This is a genomic window from Algibacter amylolyticus (assembly GCF_014202225.1).
Lineage (GTDB): Bacteria > Bacteroidota > Bacteroidia > Flavobacteriales > Flavobacteriaceae > Algibacter_B > Algibacter_B amylolyticus.
This window is the reverse complement of record NZ_JACHGE010000002.1, coordinates 474,472-484,354: the sequence shown is the minus strand read 5'-3', so window position 1 is coordinate 484,354 and position 9,883 is coordinate 474,472. Positions and strand designations below refer to the sequence as shown.

Here is a 9,883-nt window from a genome sequence, read left to right as displayed (position 1 = left end):
TAGATCGAGGTTTCCTAAACAGAGATACCATTTTAAAAACAGAAAACCACTCAAGATAACTTGAGTGGTTTTATTAAATATATTCTTAAAGTATTTAAAAAAAATCAAACATCATGCTGGCTAGCATTGCTAATCAATAACTAATAAAAAAGGCTTCTTATAAACATTTATAAGAAGCCTTTAAACTATCTGCTATATCAAAATCTATTTATCTAGTCTATTCTGTTTTTACAGAAAATTTAAACGATGTATTACTCGTATAAGTTTGGCCTGGGCTTAACACCACAGAAGGGAAACTTTTTTGGTTAGGTGCATCTGGATAATGCTGAGTTTCTAAACAAAACCCAGTTCTATGCGCATAAGTACCGCCTTGTTTACTTGGCAAAGTACCATCTAAAAAATTACCAGAGTATAGTTGTATTCCTGGTTCGTCTGTAAAAACCTCAAGTACTCTCCCACTTTTAACATCGTGAGCAATTGCTGCTAATCTTATTCCCGAATTTTGATTGTTTAGTACCCAACAATGGTCATAGCCTAACCCTTTTTTCAATTGATCATTTTTAGCGTTAATATCCATACCTATGGTTTTGGCTTCTCTAAAATCGAAAGGTGTATTTGCAACATACCTTAACTCTCCTGTTGGTATTAAGGTTTCATTTACAGGAATAAATTTATCTGCATTTATAGAAATTTCATGCTCTAAAATGGTTTTAGAAAAATCTCCCGATAAATTAAAATAAGAGTGCTGTGTAAGATTTACAATAGTCTTTTTATCGGTTGTTGCTTTATAGCTGACCTGTAATTCGTTATTATTGTTAAGTGTATAAGTTACTGTAGTTTCTAAATTTCCTGGATAACCTTCTTCCATATCTTTACTTAAATAATTAAGTATTATAGAAGCTGTACTATCTGTTTGCATCTCTTTGGCTGTCCAAACTACTTTATCGAACCCTTTGTCGCCACCGTGTAAATGGTTTTCGCCATCATTAGTTGCTAGAGTATATTTTGTTCCATCTAAAGAAAATTCACCTTTGGCAATTCTGTTACCAAAACGTCCAATTAAAGCTCCAAAAAACGGTGTCTCTTTCTCGTAAGCTTCTAAAGTATCAAACCCTAAAACAATATCTTGATAGTTACCACTAGCATCTGGAGCAGTCCATGATGTAATAATACCACCATAGGTAATGATACTAATTTCCATACCTTTCTTGTTTTTCAAGATGAATTTATCAACCGAAATACCATCAGCCGTTACACCAAAATCTTCTTTAGAAACCTCTACTAACTTTTCAATTACTGGTTCAGAATCTACATTTTCCTTGGTTTTCTCATTGTTCTTACATTGAACATTTACCATAAAAAAACTAAACACTAATATAAAATACAGGCTATGTTTTATTACTTTCATTCTTTATGCTTTTAGGGTTAATTAATGTTTTAAAAACGATGCTGAAACGTATTGTAATAGGCTTCGTTTGCGTTAATTTTATCTTTAAAATCTCTCACTGTAGTAGTATTATCTATAACGAGTAGTTCTATACCAGCAATATCGGCAAAATCTTCCATATATTCTGAAGTAATTCCTTGACTGTAAACCGTATGATGTGCACCTCCCGCCAAAATCCAAGCAGTTGCAGCTACTTCTAAATTTGGTTTTGCATCCCACAATACCCTAGCAACAGGAAGATTAGGCAGCTCTCCCATAGGTTTTACCGCTTCTACCTCGTTTACAATAAGTCTGAACCTGTTTCCCATATCTACTAAAGATACATTAATAGCGTTGCCTTCTGGAGCATCGAAAACTAATCGAACAGGATCGTCTTTACCTCCAATTCCTAAAGGATGGACTTCGCATGTAGGTTTATCGCTGGCTATAGACGGACAAATTTCTAACATGTGAGATCCTAAAACATAAGATTTATCTGGCGTAAAGTGATAGGTATAATCTTCCATAAAAGAGGTGCCAGCTTCTAGTCCGTAATTCATCACTTTTAAAGCTCTTAACATAGCCGCTGTTTTCCAGTCGCCTTCGCCTCCAAACCCGTAACCATCGGCCATTAATCTTTGCGTTGCAATACCCGGAAGTTGCTTTAAATCTCCTAAATTTTCGAAAGTATCGGTAAACGCTTTAAAGCCACCTTCATCTAAAAAAGCTCTTAAACCTAGTTCTATTTTTGCGGCATCTATTAAAGATTGTCTTTGATTTCCACCACTCAATAACGATGGTGTTAAGGTATAAGAATCTTCATAAACCGCTAATAAATCATTTAATTGTTTGTCTGTAACGTTTTCAATATGCTTAACTACATCTGAAGAATCGAAACCATTTACAGAAAATCCAAATCGCATTTGCGCTTCTACCTTATCGCCTTCCGTAACGGCTACTTCTCGCATATTATCGCCAATTCTTGCTACTTTAAGATTTTGTAACTCATCCCAACCCAATACAACACGCGACCAAATTCCTAATTTTTTCTGAACCGGTTCTGCTTGCCAATGGCCAACAACCACTTTACGTTTTTTACGCATTCTAGACATTATAAACCCAAACTCTCTATCGCCATGTGCCGATTGGTTTAAATTCATAAAATCCATATCGATAGTACGCCAAGGAATTTCGGCATTAAACTGTGTATGCAAATGGCATATAGGCTTATTGATAATACTTAAACCTTTAATCCACATTTTTGCAGGCGAAAAGGTATGCATCCATAATATTAAACCAATACATTCCTTTGATTGGTTGGCGGCAACACAAATGTTTGTAATTTCATTTGGTGTTTTAACGGTTGGTTTAAACACAATTTTTACAGGAATATGAGAAGATGCATTTAATCCTTTTACAATGTCTTGCGAATTTAATGCGACTTGCTTTAAGGTTTCTTCTCCATATAAATGCTGACTCCCTGTAATAAACCAGATTTCCTTTTTTGAAATATCTATCATTTTAAATACTATTTTTTAAAATTATTGACCGTAATAGGAATTTGCTCCATGTTTACGCTCGTAATGTTTTTTAATTAATGAATCCTTTAATCGTGCTGCATTAGGGTTTATTTGTTTGGTTAAATAAGCCATTTCTGCAACTACTTCTAAAACTTTGCTGTTGTACACTGCCTTATCTGCATTTTTACCCCATGCAAAAGGACCGTGATTGCCAATTAGTATCATTTCTACCTCGGTATGCGATAAACCGCGGTCTTTAAAACAATCTAAAATTTGTACTCCTGTATTATGCTCGTAATTCCCTTGAATTAAACTATCGTGCATAGGTGCTGCACATGGAATATCTGATGTTAAATGATCGGCATGTGTAGTTCCAAAAATTGGAATATCTAATTGTGCTTGTGCCCATGCCACAGAATATGTAGCGTGTGTATGCGCTATGCCACCAATGGTATCCCAATGTTTATATAAATAAGCATGCGTTTTAGTATCGGAAGAAGGATGCATGTTGCCCTCAATAATTTGATTATTAAAGTCTACAATAACGATATCATCAGGTTTTAATACTTCGTAAGCCACACCACTAGGTTTTATTGCAAAAACACCGTGTTCTCTATCTACAGCACTCACATTTCCAAAGGTATACACCACCAAATTCAAGGCATTTAATTGCATATTGGCTTCGTAACATTCTTGTTTTAAATCGTTATACACAGAGCTCATACGCTTCTTTTTTTAATCCTTCAACAAAAACACATAACTCTGAATATGATGCCATAAGTTTTTTATAATCTTCAACGTTATCTACTTCCGGAAAATACTCGGCTTCAAAATCGCTTCCCATTATTTTACTGGCCTCAATAACATCTGGATAAATACCCGCAGCAACTGCCGCATAAATGGCTGCTCCCAAAGCTGGTGCTTGGTCCGACTGCGCTACTTTAATAGGTTTATTCAACACATTAGCCAATGTTTGCATAATAAATGGCGATTTTCTAGCAACGCCACCAATGCCTATTACACTTTCAATTTTAACACCTTCTTCTTCAAAACGCTCAACTATTTTTTTAGATCCAAAACATATGGCATTTACTAAGGCCTTAAAAATATGAGGCGCCTTTGTTCCTAAAGAAAGATTAGACATGGCTGCTTTTAATTCTTGATTAGCGTCTGGAGTTCTGCGCCCGTTAATCCAATCTAATGCTGTTGGAATGCTTTCTGACAACGGTATGCCCTCAGCTTGATCACTCAATTTTTTAATGAAATTGGCATCCATTTCTTCCTTTAACTTCAGTTTTTGTTCTTCTGAAATAATATTGGATGTTAGTACCAAATTATCAATGGGCCAATACAACACATCTTTAAACCAAGCTAATAAATCGCCAAAAGCAGATTGTCCTGCCTCTAAGCCAATAAGTCCAGGTATTACAGAACCATCTACTTGTCCGCAAATACCTTTAACCGTATTATTCCCGATAATTTCGCTTGGAGAAACCATAACATCGCAGGTAGACGTTCCCATAACTCTTACCAACGTGTTCTTATCTATTTTGGCGCCAATAGCTCCAGAATGAGCATCGAATGTACCAACAGAAATTACGGTGTTAGTGGTTAAACCTAAGCGTTTTGACCAAGTTTCACTTAAACAACCTGCAACAGTATCTGATGTATAGGTTTCGTTATATAGATTTTTTCTTAAGTCGCCTAAATATGGATCTAGTTGATTTAAAAACTCCTCTGGTGGCAATCCATTCCAGCTCTCGTGCCACATGGCTTTATGTCCCGCTGCGCATCTGCTTCTTTTAAATGTTTCTAGATTTTTATTTTCTATTAACAAGTAAGTCATTAAGTCGCAATGTTCCATCCAAGTATATGCGGCATCTTTAACGGCCTTATCTGTTCTAGCAATGTGCAATATTTTTGCCCAAAACCACTCGGAAGAATAAATACCACCTTCATACTTTGTAAAATCTTCACCACCCCAATTTGCTGCTAATTCATTAATTTCATTAGCCTCGTTAATAGCTGTGTGGTCTTTCCATAAAACCATCATCGCATTTGGATTGTCTTCAAAACCTTCTACAAGAGCCAAAGGCGTTCCTTCTTTAGTTACAGGAATGGGAGACGACCCTGTGGTGTCAATACAAATCCCTTTTACATCGTTTGGATTTACATCTTGTACTACCGACTTAATGGTGCTTTCTAAACCTTCGATATGATCTAGAGGATGTTGCCGAAATTGGTTGATAGAGGCATTACAAAATTCGCTATTTAACCATCTTTGGTAATAATGAACATGCGATTTTAACTCCGCTCCAGTGGCTGTATCTATTAATACAGCCCTAACCGAATCTGACCCATAATCTAAACCAATTACATAATTATTCATTTTAAAAAATTTTATCTTATTACTGTTTTATTTTACTTAGCACATTGTATTTTAAGTGCTCTATTTCACAACAATTTTTGCTCTTGTTGTATAATTTTTAGCTCTGATATCTATAAAATAAATACCACTTGTTTTTGGAGCCGTAAGTTTAATTTGATTGGTAATATCCATTTTATCCGATTGAACACGTTCGCCCAAAATGTTGTAAATAGATATGGTTGCATTATTAATTTGAATTTTGTTATTACTCCATTTCATATTAAAATCTTCACCGGTACCTATTGGATTTGGATATACTTGTAGACCATCGTTACCCATCGGGTCTATTGATTCTGCCGAAAGACCAGTATTATTATAAAGTTCGGCTATACCTGTATCGCTTAATGCGTAGTTATAAATTCTAAATTCATCGTAACTCTGGTTGGTGTATTTATCTTGAGATTGTTGAGACTTTCCTAAGTAATTTTGATGGGTTTCACCAACATCCGATGGTGTTAGATTACAGTTATTATCTGTAAAAACTAATTCGCCATTAATAAAATATTTAAGCGTTGTTCCTTCTAAAGTTAGAGCAACATGTACCCATTCATCTACCGGAAAATCGCAAGGCATATAAATATTATATCGGTTACCTTCCAATGGAGATATTATAAATCTAGACTCTGTTTCATTAGCCTTTGGAATAAGTAGCATGTACTTATCGCCGGCCGACCCAAAATCGAAAAGACGTAAATAATTATTGGTTACTGCAGGTGTTTTAAACCATGATACAATAGAAAAATCTTGAAGTCCATACACCACATTATCACCCAATTGCACATACGATTCATCGGTTTCTGATAGTGTTACCGCACTACCATCATTACCGGCAGACCACATGGCGTTGTTTTTTAATTCGCCATGAAATCCACCCCATTCATCATAAGCTATTAATCCTGTATTTTCGTTAAACCTGAATTTTGCATGCTGCCCCATTTCTGGTTTAGCTACAAGCACATTAGATTCTGGCCCATCACCTTCGGCATTTACAGGTTGGACTTTGTAATAGTATGTATTGCCATTTACAACATCTACATCATCAACATAACGTACACCATCAAACTCGGTAGCGATAGTTGTAAATGGTCCTTCTGGATTTGATGATTTAGATATATTATAATACGTATCAAAAACAAAATTCCATGTTATAATACTAGCAGCATCTCCAGAAGATATATACAAGTTTTCTATCTCATTAGGAGCATTTATACCTAATGTTGTAACATCCACAACATTTGAGTATTCCCCTTCGCCAGAACTATTTACACCAACAACTTTATAATAATACGTTGTAGTTGCTGTTAAATTCTCATCTCTATACGTTAAGGCATCTAAGTTTTCTGCTATGATTTCAAAGGTGCCATCTACAGTATTAGCGCGTTTTAAAGTATATCTTTTAGCATTGGCTGCATTATTCCAATCTAATTGAATAATAGTTCCAGACACGGCACTACCTGTTAAAACAGGTGCTTCTGCTGGCTGATCGATAGTTACTTCTACTTCTCTAGAGTATATGGATTGCGTATCCTTATAACTCGTTGCTCTTACTCTATATTTTGCTGAATTAAACGTAAGATTGTCGTAAAATTTAACGGTTTCTCCGGCTTCATAATCCTCACCTTTTACTAAAGTTGCAATAGGTACAAATACGGCATCGGTATCTGTTTTTCTTTCTAGAATATAATTTTTACCCGTTTCGCCATTATGGTCGTACCACGAAATAAAACTTTGGCTATAATCTTCTGAAAAGTCCTGATTTAACCAAGGCGGCGCAATTTTCCATAGATGATTATATTCGTTAGACTTTTTAAAACCTGTACCAGAATTAAATTCGCCAAACATTTCGCCCGCAGGTGTAATTTGTCCACCTAGCTCTAAAGTTCTAGCATCGTTAACCCATTGGTATAAAAAGTGATGTTCTACTAAATCGTTGGTTTCAAAGTAATTTAATATTTGCTCTAGCTTCACTTTATTTCTTTCGGCATTAGCAGGTGTAAGTGGTAATGAGCCTGTTTTTTGAACACCGTTTTCATCTAAAATAGGATCGCCATTAGGGTAAAATCTAGGTCCGCTAACATCTGGCCATTTAGACGCATCTGCCCCATTGGTCCAGTTTGCACCATTATTCCATTCTGTAATCCATACTGGTCTTCCTCCAAGAGATGCTGAAGAAATATTCCATCCCCACCAACTTGTTGGTTGATCTTGATAGGCATGAAAAGCAATAAAATCTACTCGATAATTAAGTTCGTCGCAAATTTTTATAAACTCATTAAGCCACGAACTACCAATTGCTGCAGGTGCAGGTGAACCAATTCTTAAGCCCGATTTAAAAATTTCTGGCCATTGGTTGATAGCAGAAGCCACCGACATGTTTGCTTGATCTGGTCTTGCAGGTTCATTATACCCTAAAACATGAGATACATTTGTTGATGAGTTGATTTTTGTAAAAGAATCCCATCCTAAATTATGTCGCATTGGTACGAAGGTAGCATCGACACTTTCTGTGTCGCCTCCTGCCGACCAATTGTAGGTTATTGTTGGACTTGCTTGGTAATTGGCATCGCCAGCTAATTTATTTGAAAGTCCTTTTTTGGAGTTCCATTGCCATTTAAAAACTCTAATAAAGGACACAAAACTACTTTGATCTGTTGCTGTTGCAATAAATCCTTCTGGCAACATAGATACTTCCATATCGTCATCGCTAGCGATAAACATTTTACTGTAACCCGTACCATTAGCATTATTAGCCAATGTAACTGCAAACCCTTTTTTAAGTTTAAAAGATTTTACATTGTTATTAAAAGCACCTAAATCGTTATGGTAAGTCTCAACTTCAAGAGGCATAGCATCGCCACCAAAATTCTCTTCGGTGTAAATGGTAAGTGCTTCTTGCATAGCAACCTTACCGTTTGGAATAATAACACAACCCGAAGCGTAAATGGCTATTCTATCTTTGGTATCATCAAAAGGTTGTCCGTTTATGGTAACAGCATCAAACCAACTAAGTTCTTCATTTAAAAATTTAGAAGGTTTAATTCTTTCAATATATAACCACGAATCATCTGATGTTAAATCTACAGTACTGTTTCTAAGTGGGTCTGTGCCTGTTATATGTACTTCAGACTTTCCAGACACCGTAACTTCTGCATTAATAAAACGCGTAATGCTATAGTCTTCATCCGTAATACTTACAGGTGTTTTAGGATAATCGCCAGAAGATACTGGCGCGTAAGAACCAGAAGCATCAAATGTTACCGAAGCTACTTGCATGTTAACGGCACCTTCTGGATAGTTTTTTCCTATAATGATTCGAGGTTCTGCTCCAAATTTCTTAAGCGATAAATCGCCCACTAACCAAATACCTTGGCCATCGTTTTCAAATAACAAATAGTAGGTTCCTGCTTCGGTTGTAGTAAATGCTAAATTGCTATCGGCTAATTTTCGTTGGTTGCCATTACCAATAGTTGTTACAAATTGGTTAATGATATTGTTTCCTGTAGTTTCCTGGCTAGCGCTTATTTTAAATGTACCAGAAGTACCGTTTCCCCAATAGGTATATAACGAACTAAGATTATAAGTTGTGTTAGCTTCCAATGTTACTGGGTAATAATAAGAGGAAGTATTACTTACACCACTTTCCCAACGCATCATCATAAAATGATTTGTTTCTGTGTAAGTTTCGCCATTGTAAGACAAATTACTATTTAAGGTATTTGTAAATCGAACACCAGAACTACTATTTGGCGTATTCCATGGTACATTACCAGCGCCATTATTATCCCATCCAGCTTGTAAAGGGGTTTGTGTGGTTAGATCTCCAAATGCATTTTCCAGAACATTTGGCCCCTCGGTCATATTGGAAAGGTCTGGATTTGTATTTTCAACACCATCAACTATATCATAAATAACCTCTAAACTTTTAGATTCAATATAGCTCCCGTTTTGATATATATGAACAGTATTTCCTTCTACTGCGTAACGAATGGTTTGTTCTTCGGTTGAAGAAAAATTCATCATATAGGCACTCGATAAAGGCGCTGTCCACTGAAATTTATCTGTACTTAATGAGGTTCTAAAACCTGTAAAATCCTTTTTTCTAAGATCGAAATCTAATCCTCTACCATCGGCGGTATTAATAGTTGCTTTTATTTCTATAGACATGTTTTCATACATATCTACCGGAAGACTTATGATATCTACGACACCAGAACCATTAAAGTTTTGTGTTGTATGAAGTGTTGTTGGTAAGTTGCTTTTTTGTTCTAAATTAGGCTCTTGCGAATACCCTTGAGTTGTTGCTAAAAACAGAACAACACTAAAGAATCTTATTAGTTTATACATTATTTAAAGTTTAATTTAGTTAGTTTAATTTTTAATTCCATTACTAGGAAGTAGGTTTTAGTAACTGTTATAAAAATTTGGGGTATTGTTGTTTGTTTGTAAATAAGGCTTGTAGTTAAAAACCAATATTTTTTACTTTCTACAATTAAATATGTGAGGCTTGGT

5 protein-coding genes are annotated in these 9,883 nt (G+C 35.5%); all 5 read right to left on the bottom strand.

The genetic code is table 11. From position 1 onward, the window contains the following. Nucleotides 1-217: 217 nt before the first annotated feature. Genes HNQ90_RS07115 through HNQ90_RS07095 form a run of 5 tightly spaced genes read right to left on the bottom strand, consistent with a single transcriptional unit; the run spans nucleotide 218 to nucleotide 9,718 of the window. Nucleotides 218-1,408: an aldose epimerase family protein gene (locus tag HNQ90_RS07115; RefSeq protein WP_144117174.1), complete on the bottom strand. Its 1,191-nt coding sequence runs from the start codon at nucleotides 1,406-1,408 to the stop codon at nucleotides 218-220. A 29-nt stretch (nucleotides 1,409-1,437) separates the two neighbouring features. Continuing rightward, entirely contained in the window at nucleotides 1,438-2,946 is a 1,509-nt protein-coding gene (araA, locus tag HNQ90_RS07110) for an L-arabinose isomerase (RefSeq protein WP_144117173.1), read from the bottom strand. A gap of 21 nt (nucleotides 2,947-2,967) precedes the next feature. After that, nucleotides 2,968-3,669, bottom strand: a complete 702-nt coding sequence (locus HNQ90_RS07105; RefSeq protein ID WP_144117172.1) for an L-ribulose-5-phosphate 4-epimerase — start codon at nucleotides 3,667-3,669, stop codon at nucleotides 2,968-2,970. Continuing rightward, a complete protein-coding gene (locus HNQ90_RS07100) occupies nucleotides 3,653-5,335 on the bottom strand; it encodes a ribulokinase (protein WP_144117171.1) in 1,683 nt (560 codons plus the stop codon). The genes HNQ90_RS07105 and HNQ90_RS07100 overlap by 17 nt, the downstream gene beginning before the upstream one ends. A gap of 60 nt (nucleotides 5,336-5,395) precedes the next feature. Then, nucleotides 5,396-9,718, bottom strand: a complete 4,323-nt coding sequence (locus HNQ90_RS07095) for a glycosyl hydrolase (protein ID WP_144117170.1) — start codon at nucleotides 9,716-9,718, stop codon at nucleotides 5,396-5,398. Nucleotides 9,719-9,883 lie beyond the last annotated feature (165 nt).

What these genes read in the sequence shown, in the direction of transcription:
- HNQ90_RS07115 (WP_144117174.1), bottom strand. Translation starts at nt 1,408, where the DNA reads ATGAAAGTAATAAAACATAGCCTGTATTTTATATTAGTGTTTAGTTTT.
- araA (WP_144117173.1), bottom strand. Translation starts at nt 2,946, where the DNA reads ATGATAGATATTTCAAAAAAGGAAATCTGGTTTATTACAGGGAGTCAG.
- HNQ90_RS07105 (WP_144117172.1), bottom strand. Translation starts at nt 3,669, where the DNA reads ATGAGCTCTGTGTATAACGATTTAAAACAAGAATGTTACGAAGCCAAT.
- HNQ90_RS07100 (WP_144117171.1), bottom strand. Translation starts at nt 5,335, where the DNA reads ATGAATAATTATGTAATTGGTTTAGATTATGGGTCAGATTCGGTTAGG.
- HNQ90_RS07095 (WP_144117170.1), bottom strand. Translation starts at nt 9,718, where the DNA reads ATGTATAAACTAATAAGATTCTTTAGTGTTGTTCTGTTTTTAGCAACA.